Origin of the sequence: Komagataeibacter xylinus NBRC 15237 (assembly GCF_001571345.1) — a bacterium.
In the GTDB taxonomy this organism is placed as follows: Bacteria; Pseudomonadota; Alphaproteobacteria; order Acetobacterales; family Acetobacteraceae; genus Komagataeibacter; species Komagataeibacter xylinus.
The window spans coordinates 21,501-36,790 of the sequence record NZ_BCTP01000019.1; the positions used below are offsets into that span (position 1 = coordinate 21,501).

Consider the following 15,290-nt stretch of genomic DNA (forward strand, 5'->3'; position numbering starts at 1 on the left):
CCTGCTTGATGAGAATGCCCGCGCCTGATGCTGCGGGCATGCGGTTGCTGCCTGCCCACCATAAGGGCGCGTGGCGGGCACGGTTGCATGACGATGCGGCAGCTCAGCCCAGCAGGCGGCCGATCACGCGCGCGGTATAGTCCACGACCGGGATGATGCGGCCATAATTGATGCGGGTGGGGCCGATCACGCCAATCGCGCCCACGATGCGGTTGGTGTCGGTGCGCGCGGGGGCCACGACCACCGACATGCCCGCCATGCCGAACAGCCCGCTTTCCGCGCCGATGAAGATGCGCACCCCCTCCGATTCACGCGCAAGGTCGAGCAGGCGCAGCATGGTCTCCTGCGTTTCCAGCCGCTCGAACAGCATCTGGATGGTGGTCAGGCGTTCGATCTCGGTCACATCGGCCAGAAGGCGGCCCTGCCCGCGAATGAACAGCGTGCCGCCGCGCTCCTCGGCATCGCTCCATGTGGCAAGGCCACTGGCCACGACGCCTGCCGTCAGGTGGTCGAGTTCGTTGCGGTTGGCGGTCATGTCGGTGCTGACCGTCTCGCGCAGGCGGTCGAGCGTCTGGCCCGACAGGTGGGCGTTGAGGTAGTTGCCCGCCTCCACCAGCGCCGAGGGCGGCAGGCCCGGCGGCGTCTCGATCACGCGGTTTTCCACCTGCCCGTCGGCGCTGACCAGAATGACCAGCGCGCGCCCCGGGCCAAGGGCCACGAACTCGATGTGCTTGATGGTGGAGGAATCGCTCTTGGGCGCCATGACCAGCCCCGCCGCCGAGGACAGGCCCGATAGCATGGACGACGCCTGCGCCAGCATGTCCTCAAGCGAGCGGCCCTTGACATCGAGCGTGCCCGCAATGCTTTCACGCTCCTCCTCGCTCAGGCTGCCAAACTGCAGCAGCCCATCGACAAACAGCCGCACGCCTTTCTCGGTGGGCAGGCGGCCCGCCGAGGCATGGGGCGAGAACAGCAGCCCCGCATCGGTCAGGTCGGCCATGACGTTGCGAATCGTGGCGGGCGAGAGCGAAAGCGGCAGGCGCTGCGACAGGGTGCGCGAGCCCATCGGCTCGCCCGTTTCCACATACTGTTCCACGATCTCGCGCAGGATCGCGGCGGAACGCGCATCAAGCCCGGACAGCAGGGCCGGCTGCGATACCGGTGATCGGGTTTCCATCGCCATGCCTCCTTTGCACGTAGTCATCCGCAAGCCCGCATCATAACAGATACCGCACGCCCGTGCCCACGCGGGACTGGAAATTGGGGCGGATTGCGCGCTATGCCGCCCCCTTACCTTGCGGAGTTGCCCCATGCGCCCATCCGGCCGCGCCCCCGACGCGCTGCGTCCCGTCTTCATCCAGACCGGCTTTGCCCGCCACGCGGAAGGCTCCGCCCTGATCCGCATGGGCGGCACCGAGGTGCTGTGCGCGGCCAGCGTCGAGCCGCGCGTGCCCTCCTTCCTGCGTGGCAAGGGGCAGGGCTGGGTCACGGCGGAATACGGCATGCTGCCGCGCGCCACCCATAACCGTGGCCCGCGCGAGGCCGCGCGTGGCAAGCAGAGCGGCCGCACGCTCGAAATCCAGCGCCTGATCGCCCGCGCGCTGCGCGCCGTGGTGGACCTCAAGGCACTGGGCGAGATCTCGATCACGGTGGATTGCGACGTGCTGAACGCCGATGGCGGCACGCGCTGTGCTGCCATTACCGGCGCATGGATCGCGCTGCGCCTGGCGCTGGAAAAGCTGGTGCGTGAAGGCAGGTTGCCTGCTGTTCCGCTCAAGGGGCAGGTTGCGGCCATATCCTGCGGGCTGACCGAAACGGGCGCCGTGCTCGACCTTGACTATGCCGAGGACAGCACGGCCAGCGCCGACGCCAACTTCGTCCTGACCGCCGATGGCGGCATTGTGGAAATTCAGGGCACGGCGGAAAAAGATCCCTTTACCGAGGCACAGTTCAACACGCTCATGCGCCTGGCCCGCACGGGCACCGCCGAACTGTTCCATATCCAGACCGTAACCGTGAACGAGGCGCTTGCATCATGACCACTCCCCACCTCAACCGTGGCGACACGCTGGTGCTTGCCACGCATAACAGGGGCAAGATTGCCGAATTCGCGGCCCTGCTGGGCGGCTATGGCATCCGCGTCATGTCCGCAGGCGACCTGTCGCTGCCCGAACCCGACGAGACGGCGGACAGCTTTGCGGGCAATGCCGCCATCAAGGCCCTGGCTGCGGCCAAAGCGGCCAACCTGCCCGCGCTGGCCGATGATTCCGGCTTCTGTGTCGCGGCCCTTGGTGGCGCGCCCGGCATTTTCTCGGCCCGCTGGGCTGGCCCCGCCAAGGACTACCCCGACGCCATGCGCCGCATCCATGAACAGATGGGCGACAACCCCAACCGCGGCGCGTGGTTCATTTCCGTGCTGTGCCTGGCCTGGCCCGATGGCCGCACCGAAACCTTCGAGGGCCGGATTGATGGCCACGTCATCTGGCCGCCACATGGCGCCAACGGCCATGGCTATGACCCGCTTTTCGCCCCCGGCACCGGCACGCGCAGCTTTGCCGACATGACGGACGCCGAAAAGAACGCCATCAGCCACCGGGGGCTGGCCTTCGCGCTGTTCAGCGAAGCCTGCCTGCCAAAGGCAGCGGAATAAAAGTTTTTGGGTGCCGCCTTTTTTCAAAAAGGCGGCGTTCTTTTTGAAAAAGGCCGGTCCCATGCGGGCACCGGCCTTTTTTCGTGATCCGATCAGGCTCAGCGCCCGGTCATGATCCGCTCGAGCAATTGCGCCACGGTGGGCACAAAGCCGTTGGCATAGAACGGGTCGGTGGCAAACCGCCACGCATTGGTGCCGCCAAACATGAGGTTGTGGTCGATCACCTCGGCCTGGTCCGGCCCGTGGGCGTGGGCGGCATCCTGAAGGGTTTTCTGGATGCAGTAGGAACGCGGGTCCGCCTTGTGCCCGTTGGAATAGGCAGGCGGCTTCTGCGACCAGTTGGAAAAGCGGCACTCAGACAGGCAGCCCATGCAGGCGCCCTGGTCGGTCAGGATTTCACGCGCGCGCGGGGGCGAGACGAACACCAGCGTGTTGTCCGGCGTGCGCATGGCCTCGGTGTGGCCTTCTTCCATCCACAGATGGGCGCGCTGCCCATCGGCGGGGGTGACGAACACCTGCCGCCCGCGCGCGCCAATGGCCAGCGCCATGGTGTGCTCGCCAAGTGCCTCGGGCGAGAACGGGATCTGCCGCTCCGAGCGCCCGCGCAACTCGCGCAGGAAGCTGTTATTGACGGCGGAGGAATAGAAACCCGTGGGCGAGAAGCGGTTGAGGAACACATCCCCCTTCTTCAGCGTCAGCAGGCGGTCTTTCCATGCCTGCGGAATCGGGCTTTCCTGCGTGAGCAGCGGGCGGGTGCCGAACTGGAACACGATCGGCCCGAGTTCGGGGTTGTCGATCCAGTCCTGCCATTCCTCCAGCCACCACACGCCACCGGCCATGATGATGGGGGTCTCATCCAGCCCGAAGGCGCGCATCTGCTGGCGCAGCGCCAGCACGCGGGGGAACGGGTCTTCCGGCGCCAGCGGGTTCTCGGTGTTGGACAGGCCATTATGGCCGCCTGCCCGCCACGGGTCTTCATACACGACCGCGCCAAGCAGTTCGGCGGTCTTGTGATACGACCGCCGCCACAGGGCGTTGAACGCGCGGGCAGAGGAGACGATGGGATAGTAATGAATGCCGAATTTCGCCGCGATGTCCGACAGGCGGTACGGCATGCCCGCGCCACAGGTCAGGCCCTGGATCAGGCCCGGCGCGCCTTCGAGCACGCCATTGATGACCTGCTCCGCCCCGCCCATTTCCCACAGGATATTGGCGTGGATGCGGCCCTTGCCACCGGCAATCTCGTGCGCGATGCGGGCCTGGGCGATGCCACCGCGAATGGCGTAATCGACCAGTTCCTCATGGCGCTCGCGCCGGGTCTTGCCGTGATAGACCTGCGGCACGATGTTGCCGTCCGCATCATAGGAATCGGCGTTCACGATCGAGACCGTGCCCGCCCCCCCGGCTGCCGCCCAGTGCCCGGCGGAAATGCCGGTCGAGATCGAGACGCCCTTCCCCCCCTCGACCAGGGGCAGAATATCCGTCCCGCCCATACGGATCGCATTGATCGGCTTCATCACCATTCCATCGTCATGTGTCTACCCGGCCACGAGGGCGCCATGCAGGCGCGCACGGGTGGCCGGGCTGTCTGTAGGCCGGAACCGCGCGCTTAGCGTGCGGCGGGAGCGCGGCCGGGCCGGGCGCCCACGGTCTCGGTGATGTCGGCACCGGTTTCCTGATCAACCACGCGCATGGACAGCTTCACCTTGCCGCGGTCATCAAAGCCCAGAACCTTCACCTTCACCTCGTCGCCCTGCTTGACCACGTCCGTCGTCTTGGAGACGCGGCCCTGGCCCAGCTCGGAGATGTGTACCAGACCATCGCGCGGCCCGAGGAAGTTGACGAACGCCCCGAAATCGGCGGTCTTGACCACCTTGCCATTGTAGATGTGGCCCACTTCGGGTTCAGCCACGATGCCACGGATCCGCTCGATGGCCTTCTCGGCCTGATCGTCGGAGGAGGCGGCGATCATGATCGTGCCGTCATCGTTGATATCGATCTTCGCACCCGAATATTCAACGATCTCACGAATGACTTTACCGCCCTGGCCGATCACATCACGGATCTTTTCCTTCGGCACGGAAATCGTGGTGATCTTCGGCGCGGAGGAGGAGACATCCGTGCGGCCTTCGGTCAGCGCCTTGGCCATCTCGCCCAGGATGTGCAGGCGGCCATTACGGGCCTGGCCCAGCGCGATCTTCATGATCTCGGGTGTGATGGACGTGATCTTGATGTCCATCTGCAGCGCGGTCACACCCTGCTCGGTGCCCGCCACCTTGAAGTCCATGTCGCCAAGGTGATCTTCATCGCCCAGGATGTCGGACAGGACGGCGAAGTCGTCCTCTTCCTTGATCAGGCCCATGGCGATACCGGCCACCGGACGCTTGAGCGGCACACCCGCATCCATCAGCGCCAGCGACGTGCCGCACACCGTCGCCATCGAGGACGAACCGTTGCTTTCCGTGATCTCGGACACCACGCGCATGGTGTACGGGAAGGTGTCCTTGCCCGGCAGCAGCGGATGGATGGCGCGCCATGCCAGCTTGCCATGGCCGATTTCACGGCGGCCCGGCGAGCCCATGCGCCCGCACTCACCCACCGAGAACGGGGGGAAGTTGTAGTGCAGCATGAAGTTGTTGCGGTACTCGCCTTCCAGCGCGTCCACGATCTGCTCGTCCTGGCCGGTGCCGAGGGTGGCCACAACCAGCGCCTGCGTCTCGCCACGGGTGAACAGGGCGGAGCCATGCGCACGCGGCAGGATGCCGACCTCGGACACGATCGGGCGGATCGTCTCGAGGTCGCGGCCATCGATGCGATAGCCGGTGTCGAGCACCTCGGTGCGCACCACGTCGGCTTCCAGATCCTTGATCATCGGCTTGGCGGCGTCGGCCTCGGCCTCGCCGATCTTGGCGAGGATCGCCTCACGGGCGGCGGCGACCTTCTTGTAGCGCACCTGCTTGGCGCGTTCCTTGTAGGCCTCGGCGATCAGGGCGCGACCGGCCTTGTCCACCTTCTTGCGCAGCTTGATTTCCTCTGCCGTCGGCTCGGCCAGGTCCCACGGGGCCTTGGCGGCGTCTTCGGCGAGGTCGATGATCAGGTCGATCACCGGCTGGAAGGCTTCGTGGCCAAACGTCACGGCGCCGAGCATCACGTCCTCGGACAGTTCGACCGCCTCGGACTCGACCATCAGCACGCCTTCGGCGGTGCCGGCCACGGCCAGGTCAAGCGCGCTGTCCTTGAGCTGCGAGATGGTCGGGTTCAGCACGTATTTGCCATCGGAATAACCGACGCGGGCCGCGCCCACCGGGCCGAAGAACGGAATGCCGGACAGCGTCAGCGCCGCCGAGCAGCCGATCAGCGCCACGACGGCGGGATCGTTTTCCATGTCGTGGCTGAGCACGGTGGCCACGACCTGAACTTCATTGCGGAAGTTCTCGGGGAAGAGCGGGCGCAGCGGGCGGTCGATCAGGCGCGAGTTCAGCACCTCGGCCTCGCTCGGGCGACCTTCACGCTTGAAGAAGCCACCGGGGATCTTGCCCGCCGCGTAGGCTTTTTCCTGGTAGTTGACCGTGAGCGGGAAGAAGTCCTGCCCCGGCTTGACGCTTTTGGCGCCAACGGCCGTGCACAGCACCACCGTGTCGCCGTAGGTTACGACCACCGCGCCATCGGCCTGACGGGCAACCTTGCCCGTTTCCAGCACCAGCGGGCGACCGCCCCATTCCATTTCCTTGCGAAAATAATTGAACATCCAGACAAACCCTGTCCGTTGACTGCCGCAATGCAGGCGGGCCGGACATTGGAACGTATGATGGCAGCGCCTCGGACGGCATGGAGCGATGGCGGCACATACCGCCAGAACACCATGTGGCCTGAAACGCTGCGATCCGGTCCGGACATCTCCGCCGTGGCGTCGGCAGCGTGTTGGCGGCGCCCGTCAGGGGCGCCTGAAAAAATGCGGCCCGGCGGGGCATGGCCATGCCTGTGCATGCGCCATGCCCGCATGGGCCACGCGGGGGGCGGGCATTATGCCCACCCGCCCGCGCGGTCGCAAATCAGCGACGCAGGCCGAGGCGCTTGATCAGCGTTTCGTAACGGGCCACGTCCTTGCGCTTGACATAGTCAAGCAGGCGGCGACGGCGGCCGACCAGCATCAGCAGGCCACGGCGGGAATGGAAATCCTTCGCGTGGGTCTTGAGGTGGTCGGTCAGGTTCACGATCCGCTCGGTCAGCAGGGCAACCTGCACTTCCGGCGAGCCGGTATCGGTGGCAGCGTTGCGGTATTCACCAATAAGCGCCGTGCGGCGTTCGGCAGTAATCGACATCATTCTCTCCATTGATCATTCGGTTCACAGCATGCGCACTGATCGCAGCACGCCGCCTTCGGGGCGGCATAGCCCGACCACGCGCGCCCCATCCATCGCACGCACGACCCCGCTGCGGGGGGCGGTGTGCGCGGGCATCCGGCCTGCCAGTTGCGCCAGGTCAATCACCTGGCCAAATGACAGGGCATCCGCTTCCTCACGGGTCAGGGCCAGCGCCGGGATGTCGGCCAGCGCGGTCGCGACCGGAAGCAGCAGATCCGGTGGGGCAGGCGCGTTGTCGGCGCTCGCGACAATTTTGTCCAGCGGAATCGCATGGGATTCATCAAATGGCCCCACGTTCAGCCGCCGCAGCGCCGCCACATGCCCCACCGTGCCGCAGGCCAGCGCAATGTCGCGCGCGAGGGCGCGCATGTACACCCCCTTGCCCGATTCCACCTCGAACACCGCCGTATCGGCATCAGGCCGGGCAATCAGCTCGAAGCGGTCGATGCGCGCGGGCCTTGGCGCGAGTTCGGGGGCATTGCCCGCGCGCGCCATGTCATAGGAGCGCTGCCCCCCCACCTTCAGCGCCGAGAACACCGGCGGCACCTGCATGATCTCGCCGCGGAAGGCGGCAAGGGCGGCCTCGAACGCCGCATTGTCAGGCCGCACGTCCGAGGTTGCGGTGACCGCCCCCTCGGCATCATCGCTATCGCGCGCCTCGCCGATGCGCAGGGTGAAGTGGTAGCGTTTGGTGCCATCCATGATGTAGGGCACCGTCTTGGTCGCCTTGCCGAAGGCTATGGGCAGCAGGCCGGTTGCCAGCGGGTCGAGCGTGCCGCCGTGCCCCGCCTTGGCGGCATCGAACAGGTAGCGCACACGGCCCACCACCTGCGTGGAGGTCATGCCCAGGGGCTTGTCGATGATCAGCCAGCCGTCAAGCGGGCGGCCACGTCTGCGTCGCATTGCACGGCACCTTGCATGAAATTGGGGGGATGGCGTGCGTTTAGACGAGGCACGCACGCACTTCAATGCCCCATTGAGCCACGGGGGCTGGCCGCCCACGCCACACATGTTAAAAGGGCAGGCGGGCACATGCCTGCCATCCCCCAAGGCTGCTTGGCCTGCAGGGCATGGAGTGCCATCTTGCGACAAACGGATGCATGGATAACCGTGTGCCACAGTATTTTTCATTCCGCGTCTAGGGAGACCTGAACACCATGGCTGAACGGCAGACCACGGTCGGTGCATTTGTGTTGGGTGGAGCCCTGCTTGGTGTGACGGCCATAGCGCTGTTCGGACAGTTTCATCCCTTCTCCCCCACCAATCGCGCCGTGGTGGTTTTTGACAGCCCGATCAACGGGCTGGGCGTGGGCGCGCCGGTCACGTTCGATGGCGTGCAGGTCGGCCATGTAGACCACATCGCCGTTCAGTTCGATCCGCAGACCCATCAGGCCTATATCCCGGTCACGGTGGAACTCGAGGCCAATGGCGCGCGCATGGCGGGCTCGCACGGTCGCGCGCTTGACGCCAACGAACTGCCAAAGCTGATTGAAAACGGACTGCGCGCGGAACTGCACATGCAGAGCTTCGTGACCGGGCAGGAAGAAATCGACCTGACCTTCGACCCCGGCATTCCCGCCCACCTGCATCCCGGCCTGAGCCCGCTGATCGAGATCCCGACCCGCGAATCGGAAATGCAGAAGCTGACCGATGCCCTGACAGCCCTGCCGCTCAAGAACATTGCCAACAATGCCGACGCCATGCTGGTGAGCATCCGCACCCTGGCCGACAAGCTGGACAAAGACCTGCCGCCGCTCGTCGATAGCGTGCGCGACACATCCGACCATACGCGCATGACCGTTGACACCGCGACCGATACCATCCGCGACCTCGACAAGCGCCTGGACACCACGCTGGCCTCCATCGACCACCTGGCCGATACCGGCACCGCCCAGCTTGATGCGCGTGGCGGCGAACTGCACACGCTGCTGGTCAACTCCAACGATACGGTGACCGAGGCGCGCGGCGCACTGGCCGGCCTGCATGACATTACAGCTCCGAGTTCAGCTGACCGCTCCAATATCGATTCGTCACTACGTGACCTGGCCGCCGCCGCCGCCGCCCTGCGCGGGTTCGCGACCGACGTGGAGCGCAACCCCCAGCTTCTGCTCATGGGGCGGCGTAACTGACCGGGCGTTTCACCCGCCAACGACATGAAAAAGGCCGGTCGGACAATGCTCCGACCGGCCTTTTTTGAAAATGTGCTTTACCAAAGACCCTTGTCATTCGGTGGAAAGGGAAAACACATTGTCCAGATCACGGGCGCCTTTATAGAATTCAAGGATAAACCGGACCATTCCTGAAACGATCTGGATACTCTCTTCCTTGTTCCACCCATCAAGACCGATCTCATACAGGACGTAACTGTCCTTGACCTGCCAGGTCACAAACAGATTATGGCCCAACTCCCGCCAGAACTGGATATTTTTTAGGCATCCGTTTCCAATATCACGGTAAAAATCATCTATGCTGCCTTTATTGAGGCAGGTCAGATCTCGTGGGCGTTTATCCAGCATTTCATTTTTCGGAACATTCCACTGCGCAACATTATGATCACCATCAAAAACAAGAGAAACAATAACGCCGTTATGATCAAATAAGGAAAATCCTATATCCTTCATCAGATCAACCATGTGGCAGAATGCTTCTTTTTCGTTTCCGATAATTTTTATTTCACAATCAAATTTCATATCAATGACCCATGCCCTTTCCGATCGGACTTTACCCCGAAACGGCCATGTTCAGTTTGCAAGAGCCCAGGAAGCTGCTTGAAAAACAACTCATTGATAAAAATGATAAAAGTTTCTGGGTGTTTTCTGAGCCGACTTTTCAAGCAGTCTCTAAAAAAAACGACTCCCTGAAACATCAGGGAGCCGTCGGCACGACAGAACAGAACACAGCATGATCTGCCGTGGCGTTCAGTCTTCATCCTTGAGGTCGCGCTGTACTTCAGGCTGGCGCAGCATGGTATCGACTTCCATGGCGTAATCGAGCGCCGTATCCGGCTGGAAGTGCAGGTCCGGCACGCCGCGCAGCCTGAGCGCATGCGACAGGCGGGTGCGCAGGAACGGCGTCACACGCTTGAGCGCAGGCAGCAGTTCCGCCACGTCGCTCCGGCCCAGGCGGGCCACGAAAACCGTGGCATGCTTGAGGTCGGGCGAGATGCGCACTTCGGTAACCGTAATGCGCACATCAGCCAGATCCGGGTCACGGAATTCGGTGCGGGCAAATATTTCCGCCAGCACGCGACGGACTTCTTCCGCCACGCGCAGCTGGCGCTGCGAGGGACCAGACGCGGAATGGCCGGCAAGTTTCCCTGCCGGCCCGCTCTCGCTCATCCCTTTTCTGGATGAATTGCGGCTCATGCCGGGACGAGTTCCATTTCATAGCACTCGACCACGTCACCCTCGCGCAGGTCATTATACCCGGCAAAGGACAGGCCGCATTCATAACCGCGCGCCACTTCCTTGACATCATCCTTGAAGCGCTTGAGCTGGCTCAGATCGCCTTCATGGATCACGACGTTGTCACGCAGCAGTCGCACGCCACAGCCACGCTTGACCACGCCTTCGGTCACGTAGCAACCGGCAACCTTGCCAACCTTGGTAATTTCGAAAACCTTGCGGATCTCGGCATAACCCAGGAACTTCTCGCGATGCTTGGGCGCGATCTTGCCACGCACCAGCTGCTCCACGTCATCCGCCACCTGGTAGATGATCGAGTAGTAGCGGATATCCACGCCTTCGCGCTGCGCAAGTTCGCGGGCCTGTGCGGTCGCGCGGACATTGAACGCGATGATGATCGCACCCGACGCCTTGGCAAGCTGCACATCGCTTTCCGTGATCTGGCCCACGGTCGCGTTGAGCACGCGGATCTTGACTTCCTCATGCTCAAGCTTCTGCACGGTGGCTTCAAGCGCCTCCGCCGAACCCTGCACATCGGCCTTGATCAGAACCGCGACTTCCTTCTGCGCGCCTGCCTGGATGCGGGCGAGCATCTGGTCGAGCGTGCCGCGTGCGGCAGTCTGGCCAGCGGCCATGCGCTCCTTGATCACGCGCTGGCGGAACTCGGAGATTTCGCGGGCGCGATTCTCGTTTTCCACCACTACGAACGGCTCGCCTGCGCCCGGAACCCCGGTAATGCCCAGGATTTCCACCGGCATGGACGGACCCGCCTCGCCAAGCTGGCGATTGCGGTCGTCGATCATGGCGCGCACGCGGCCCCATTCGGCCCCGGCCACCACGATGTCGGTGCGGCGCAGCGTGCCCTTCTGGACCAGCACGGTCGCAACCGGACCACGCCCACGGTCAAGGCGGCTTTCAATCACCGAACCTTCGGCCACCCGGTCGGGGTTGGCCTTGAGGTCAAGGATTTCGGCCTGCAGCAGGATCGCTTCCTCAAGCTTGTCCAGACCCGTGCGCTTGAGCGCCGAAACCTCGACATCCTGCGTATCGCCACCCATGCTTTCCACCACGATCTCGTGGTTCAGCAGTTCCTGGCGCACGCGGTCGGGGTTGGCACCCGGCTTGTCGCACTTGTTGATGGCCACGATGATCGGGGCATCAGCCGCCTTGGCGTGCTTGATGGCCTCGATCGTCTGCGGCATCACGCCGTCGTCGGCAGCCACGACCAGAATGACCACATCGGTCACCGAGGCGCCACGGGCACGCATGGCGGTAAACGCCTCATGGCCCGGCGTATCGATGAAGGTAATCCTGGCACCCGAGGCCAGCGTGACCTGATACGCGCCGATATGCTGCGTAATGCCACCGGCTTCGCCATTGGCGACATCGGTAGTGCGCAGCGCATCAAGCAGCGAGGTCTTGCCGTGATCGACATGACCCATCACGGTCACGACCGGCGGACGGGACCTGAGGTCTTCTTCGCTGTCCTCGATGCCCTCGATGCCGATCTCGACATCGCTGTCGGAAACACGGCGCACGCGATGGCCGAATTCCTGCACGATCAGTTCCGCCGTGTCCGCGTCGAGCGACTGGGTCACGGTGGCCATCACGCCCATCTTCATCAGCGCCTTGATGACCTCGCCCTGACGGGCGGCCATGCGGTTGGCGAGTTCCTGCACCGTAATGCTCTCGGGCAGGACAACATCACGCACCACGCGGACCTGATCGGAGCGCAGGCGCTCCAGTTCGGCCTGGCGGCGCTCACGCTCACGCTGGCGACGGACCGAGGCGAGCGAACGGGTCTTGTCGTCATCCCCTTCGATCGCGGCCTGCACGTCAATGCGGCCTGCGCGACGGCTGTCGTTGTTCTTCTTGGCACCACCCGAGGGGCGGCGGTTCGGCACGGCACTGCCGGGGCGACGGCTGGGGCGACGCTCTTCCTCACCACCATCCGCACGGCCCGTGCGCAGGCGCAGCGTCTCGCCAGCGCCGCCAGCGCCGCCAGCGGGGCGTGCCGTGGTAGCGGCAGCACCGCCACCGGCAGGGCGCGACGGCCGCAGCGGCTGGGCGGGCATGATCGCACGCTCGGCCAGCGGACGCAGGCGCTGCATGGGGGGTGCCAGCGTCACTTCACCCGGAATGGGCACGGACGAGACGACCGGACCTGCCGGATCTGTCGAGTCGGGCGCTGCGGGGGCCGGCGCGTTGCTGGCCTCCTGCTGGCGGGCTTCCTCGACTGCCGCTGCGGCATCTGCCTTGGCGCGCGCCTCTTCTTCGGCACGGCGGGCATTTTCCTCTTCAGCGCGGCGGGCTTCCTCCGCGGCGGAGAGGATCGTGATCTTCTCCTGCTCGCGGGCCTCTTTCTCGCGCTGGAGTGCGGCGTGGCGCTGCTCGTCGAGCACGCGCTGGCGCGTTGCCAGTTCCGCTGCCGTCAGCGCGCGACCGCCCCGACCACCGGCGCGACCGCCAGCCGGCCCCGATCCGTTACCTGCGGCCCCGGCCCCGCGCTTCTTGCGCACCTCGACCTGAACCACCTTTGAACGACCATGGCTGAAGCTCTGTCGCACGGAACCGGCATCCACCGTCCGTCCGACCTCCCTGCGGCCCGCCGGCCGCAGAGACAAGCGTCCCTTACCCTGATCCTGATCGTTGCCTTCGCTCATGTACCCGCCTGTTCACACCGTCCGGCGGAACGATCCGCCGAATTCGGGCCAATCCTGCCGGACAGACCCGCAAAACGTTCACTCTCGATACGGAAACGGCGCGCCAGTTCACCATGCAGAATCGCTGCATGAACAACATGGTCGCGGCCAAATGCCGCACCCAGACCCGATGCCGTAGGAACAGCCACAACCGGCAGTTCCCGTGCACCAGACAAAACTCTCTTCCTCTCGTCGGGGCTGCCATCGGCGGCCTGTATGACCAGACCGGCACGACCGCCCACAACCCACTCACGCACCTTGGCGAAACCACAGACAATCTGCCCGGCCCGCCGTGCCAGCCCTGCGACATCCATCATGCGCCGCAGCAGCCCATCTCGCACAAGATGGGTCAGGTCAGGGGGAATAACAACCCTTCCCCTCGCCGCGCGGGCAAATACGCCGCGTGTGCGTGCTGTTTCTAACACATCCGCGCGTGCGCTCAACCAAATTCCCCGTCCGGGCAGCCGTGCGGAAAGATCAGGGATCACGACTCCATCGGGAGAAATGACAAACCTGATCATTTCCTCCTTGGGCAGCCGGAGCCGGGTCACGGCGCAACGGCGCAGCGGCCCGCGCTCTTCAGGCTCCATGCCGTCCGGATCTTGGGCGCTCAGGTCGGTTTGCTCAGACGTCGGACGTCTCCTCTTGCGCGGGCTTTGCCTCGTCACCATCGAACCAGTGGGCGCGCGCCGCCATGATGATCTCGTTGGCCGCATCCTCGTCAATGGCATCGCTGCCCAGGATCTCGACGAGTTCGTCACCCGCCAGGTCAGCCAGGTCATCAAGCGTCTTCACGCCCTTTTCACCCAGCGTCACCAGCATCTGGTTGGTGAACACGCCCAGCACGGCGATATCATCGCTCACGCCCAGCGTGCGGCGCTTGGTGTCGAGTTCTTCTTCCTGGCCCGCCAGGTAGCCTTCGGCGCGGCGGACCAGTTCGCTGGCCACATCCTCGTCAAAGCCTTCGATGTTGGCCAGTTCCTCGGGGTCGGCAAACGCCAGTTCCTCGATGGAATGGAAGCCCTCGGTCACCAGCAGGCCCGCAATGACATCATCCACGTCCAGCGCTTCAACAAACAGGTTGCTGCGGCGGCGGAATTCTTCCTGGCGGCGCTCCGATTCCTCGGCCTCGGTCAGGATGTCGATGTCCCAGCGTGTAAGCTGGCTGGCAAGGCGCACGTTCTGGCCGCGGCGGCCGATGGCCAGGCTGAGCTGGTCATCGGGCACGACAACCTCGACGCGACCCGCTTCCTCGTCCATCACCACCTTGCTGACTTCAGCCGGGGCAAGGGCGTTGACCACGAAGGTCGCGGCCTGCGGGCTCCAGGGGATGATATCGATCTTCTCGCCCTGGAGTTCCTTGACCACTTCCTGCACGCGGCGGCCACGCACGCCCACGCAGGCGCCGACCGGATCGATCGAGGCATCACGCGAGATGACGGCCATCTTGGCACGCGAGCCGGGGTCACGCGCCACGGCCTTGATCTCGATGATGCCATCATAGATCTCGGGCACTTCCTGCGCGAACAGCTTGGCGAGGAACGCCGGATGCGTGCGCGAAAGGAAGATCTGCGGGCCACGCGGCTCATCGCGCACATCATAGATATAGGCGCGCACGCGATCGGAATTGCGGAAGCTTTCACGCGGGATCAGCTCATCGCGGCGCAGCAGGGCCTCGGCATCGCCGATCTCGACGAGCAGGTTGCCATATTCCGTGCGCTTGACGGTGCCGTTGACGATCTCGCCCACGCGGTCCTTGAAGTCATTGAACTGGCGGCGGCGCTCGTATTCACGCACGCGCTGGACAATGACCTGCTTGGCCGTCTGCGCCGCGATGCGCCCGAAATCGATGGGCGGCAGCGGGTCGATCAGGTATTCGCCAAGCTGGATCTCGGGCTTGAACTTGCGCGCGATGTAGAGCGGGATCTGGGTTTCCTCGTTCTCCACCGCCTCGACCGCCTCGGTCCAGCGCGACAGGCGCACATCGCCGGTGCGGCGGTCGATGGTGGCGCGGATATCCTTTTCATGACCGTATTTCGCGCGGCCGGCCTTCTGGATGGCCTGCTCCATCGCTTCGAGCACTTCCTCGCGGTCAATCGACTTTTCCCGCGCTACGGCATCGGCCACCAGCAGCAGTTCGGGACGGGCAACGGACGTATCCATCAGTGTC

Annotated in this window: 14 protein-coding genes; 4 read left to right on the forward strand and 10 right to left on the reverse strand. The window is 64.4% G+C overall.

The features are described from left to right. Positions 1-103: 103 nt before the first annotated feature. On the reverse strand, positions 104-1,183 hold the full coding sequence (hrcA, locus tag GXY01S_RS09285) for a heat-inducible transcriptional repressor HrcA (protein ID WP_061274403.1): 1,080 nt from the start codon (positions 1,181-1,183) through the stop codon (positions 104-106). A 127-nt stretch (positions 1,184-1,310) separates the two neighbouring features. Here hrcA and rph point away from each other — a divergent pair, with 127 nt between their 5' ends. Both rph and rdgB read left to right on the forward strand, forming a co-directional pair. Beyond that, the gene (gene rph, locus GXY01S_RS09290; RefSeq protein ID WP_061274405.1) at positions 1,311-2,039 is read left to right on the forward strand and encodes a ribonuclease PH; all 729 of its coding nucleotides are present in this window, start codon (positions 1,311-1,313) and stop codon (positions 2,037-2,039) included. Beyond that, positions 2,036-2,650, forward strand: coding sequence for an RdgB/HAM1 family non-canonical purine NTP pyrophosphatase (rdgB, locus tag GXY01S_RS09295; RefSeq protein ID WP_061274407.1), 615 nt, complete (start codon positions 2,036-2,038; stop codon positions 2,648-2,650). Before rph ends, rdgB begins: the two co-directional genes overlap by 4 nt. A gap of 98 nt (positions 2,651-2,748) precedes the next feature. Here rdgB and GXY01S_RS09300 read toward each other — a convergent pair whose 3' ends face one another. From GXY01S_RS09300 to truB, 4 genes are all read right to left on the reverse strand, one after another. After that, complete coding sequence (locus tag GXY01S_RS09300) at positions 2,749-4,167, reverse strand: NAD(P)H-dependent flavin oxidoreductase (RefSeq protein ID WP_061274461.1); 1,419 nt, start codon at positions 4,165-4,167, stop codon at positions 2,749-2,751. A gap of 92 nt (positions 4,168-4,259) precedes the next feature. Next, a complete protein-coding gene (pnp, locus tag GXY01S_RS09305; RefSeq protein ID WP_061274409.1) occupies positions 4,260-6,398 on the reverse strand; it encodes a polyribonucleotide nucleotidyltransferase in 2,139 nt (712 codons plus the stop codon). 304 nt (positions 6,399-6,702) lie between these two features. Then, on the reverse strand, positions 6,703-6,972 hold the full coding sequence (gene rpsO / locus GXY01S_RS09315) for a 30S ribosomal protein S15 (RefSeq protein WP_061274462.1): 270 nt from the start codon (positions 6,970-6,972) through the stop codon (positions 6,703-6,705). Between the two features lie 24 nt (positions 6,973-6,996). Then, a complete protein-coding gene (truB, locus tag GXY01S_RS09320; protein WP_061274413.1) occupies positions 6,997-7,917 on the reverse strand; it encodes a tRNA pseudouridine(55) synthase TruB in 921 nt (306 codons plus the stop codon). Positions 7,918-8,171: 254 nt separating this feature from the next. Between truB and GXY01S_RS09325 the strand changes: the two genes are divergently transcribed. Further along, complete coding sequence (locus tag GXY01S_RS09325) at positions 8,172-9,143, forward strand: MlaD family protein (protein WP_061274415.1); 972 nt, start codon at positions 8,172-8,174, stop codon at positions 9,141-9,143. Between the two features lie 93 nt (positions 9,144-9,236). On the opposite strand, the gene GXY01S_RS09330 is transcribed toward GXY01S_RS09325, so the two are convergent. Continuing rightward, positions 9,237-9,647: a hypothetical protein gene (locus GXY01S_RS09330; RefSeq protein WP_146222777.1), complete on the reverse strand. Its 411-nt coding sequence runs from the start codon at positions 9,645-9,647 to the stop codon at positions 9,237-9,239. Positions 9,648-9,715: 68 nt separating this feature from the next. Here GXY01S_RS09330 and GXY01S_RS18100 point away from each other — a divergent pair, with 68 nt between their 5' ends. After that, positions 9,716-9,919, forward strand: coding sequence for a hypothetical protein (locus tag GXY01S_RS18100; protein WP_146222778.1), 204 nt, complete (start codon positions 9,716-9,718; stop codon positions 9,917-9,919). 13 nt (positions 9,920-9,932) lie between these two features. Here GXY01S_RS18100 and rbfA read toward each other — a convergent pair whose 3' ends face one another. From rbfA to nusA, 4 genes are read right to left on the reverse strand one after another with little or no spacing between them, the layout of a single operon-like run. Continuing rightward, positions 9,933-10,352 carry a 30S ribosome-binding factor RbfA gene (gene rbfA / locus GXY01S_RS09335; protein WP_082770804.1) on the reverse strand — a complete coding sequence of 140 codons (420 nt, stop codon included), beginning with the start codon at positions 10,350-10,352 and terminating at the stop codon, positions 9,933-9,935. Between the two features lie 23 nt (positions 10,353-10,375). Continuing rightward, positions 10,376-13,081 (reverse strand): translation initiation factor IF-2, encoded by a 2,706-nt coding sequence (infB, locus tag GXY01S_RS09340; protein WP_061274421.1) that lies wholly within the window; start codon positions 13,079-13,081, stop codon positions 10,376-10,378. After that, the gene (locus GXY01S_RS09345; protein ID WP_255210405.1) at positions 13,078-13,791 is read right to left on the reverse strand and encodes an RNA-binding protein; all 714 of its coding nucleotides are present in this window, start codon (positions 13,789-13,791) and stop codon (positions 13,078-13,080) included. The genes infB and GXY01S_RS09345 overlap by 4 nt, the downstream gene beginning before the upstream one ends. Further along, positions 13,745-15,283 (reverse strand): transcription termination factor NusA, encoded by a 1,539-nt coding sequence (nusA, locus tag GXY01S_RS09350; RefSeq protein ID WP_061274464.1) that lies wholly within the window; start codon positions 15,281-15,283, stop codon positions 13,745-13,747. The genes GXY01S_RS09345 and nusA overlap by 47 nt, the downstream gene beginning before the upstream one ends. Positions 15,284-15,290: the final 7 nt, after the last annotated feature.